The sequence below is a fragment of the Vibrio sp. Vb0667 genome (assembly GCF_033391095.1).
In genome coordinates this window covers 1-1,103 of sequence record NZ_JAWPOL010000339.1, presented here as the reverse complement: position 1 = coordinate 1,103, position 1,103 = coordinate 1, and the positions used below count along the sequence as shown (strand labels likewise).

The 1,103-nt window shown below is 34.7% G+C and carries 2 protein-coding genes; one reads left to right on the top strand and one right to left on the bottom strand.

Features of this window, described 5'->3' with window-relative positions; translation table 11 throughout:
• A partial coding sequence (locus R8269_RS25740) for a LysR family transcriptional regulator (RefSeq protein WP_318222979.1) occupies nt 1-511 on the bottom strand: 511 nt, incomplete at its 3' end.
• Nucleotides 512-592: 81 nt separating this feature from the next.
• Here R8269_RS25740 and R8269_RS25735 point away from each other — a divergent pair.
• Complete coding sequence (locus tag R8269_RS25735; RefSeq protein ID WP_318222978.1) at nt 593-961, top strand: hypothetical protein; 369 nt, start codon at nt 593-595, stop codon at nt 959-961.
• Nucleotides 962-1,103 lie beyond the last annotated feature (142 nt).

Here is a 1,103-nt window from a genome sequence, read left to right as displayed (position 1 = left end):
TGTCATTAGAAATTAGAACATCATTATAATTCCCAACTTTATGCGCAATTAAATTATCATCAACAACATCATTTAGTCTTATTGCAATATCAACATTGCTTTCTAATAAATTCTCGACCTTATTACTAGACGAAATTTCAAAAATTACCGCAGGGTATCTCTCTTGTAATTTTCTCAAAATACTGCCGAAAATTGATGAAGCTATAGAGTTTGGCATTGTTATCTTGAATTTACCGCTAATACAGTCACTCAGTGATCTGGCTCTATAGTTTAGTTCTTGTAGCTTACTTAATGTTTCAAGAGCCAGAGGACTAATACTTTTCCCATGGTCAGTTAAGACGAGCTTTCGAGTCGTTCTATGCACCAATGTTACGCCTAAAGCAGTTTCAAGCATCGCGAGTTGACGACTGACTTGAGCCTTTGATTTTCCAAGTTCCTTAGCTGCTTCAGTTAAAGAGAGGTGTTTGCATATTGCCGCGAAGTTGATGAGTTCGCTATTGAGCCATTCCATGATTGTTACCTATCTGCAACTCTGAGTCACGTTGTCTTTTTGGAGGCTGAACAGTATAACTTGCATCAACGGAGGGGGAAAATGATATTTAAAAGTTACGAAGAAGTGGTTTCTGAATACCACTTGGAGCAGATTGTTAATAATATAAAAAATGGGATTATTAACGTTTCAGGCAGTGACGATATTAAATCTTTAGTCAACGATAGGAACTGTAAGGTTGGCATTATATCAAAAATAACATCTTTGAATAAAAGTAAAGGTAGCATGTTAATTGAAGCGGCTTGCGTTATCCATAATGAAATTACTGTACCAAAAAATATAAATAAAATTTTTTTAGTAATCGATGTTGCATTATCACATTTAAGTACAAATTATGTTGAGGTTTATGAATATGAAAGTAATAAAACAAAATACGAAACAATTATCCTTGCCAGAAATAAGTTTTTCTAAGTTAGTTGTACAAACCATAAATTTTTATACTAGAGTATTTCGCGTGTTGTTTGGTGGTGAGTTAAGGCATCGGTACTCAAGAAAGCAAAACGTACGGGCATCCGAAGAGCTAAGCGAGCATATGAAAAGAGACCTTGGTTTG

Coding starts and splice junctions, on each gene's coding strand:
- R8269_RS25735 (WP_318222978.1), top strand. CDS start 593: ATGATATTTAAAAGTTACGAAGAAGTGGTTTCTGAATACCACTTGGAG.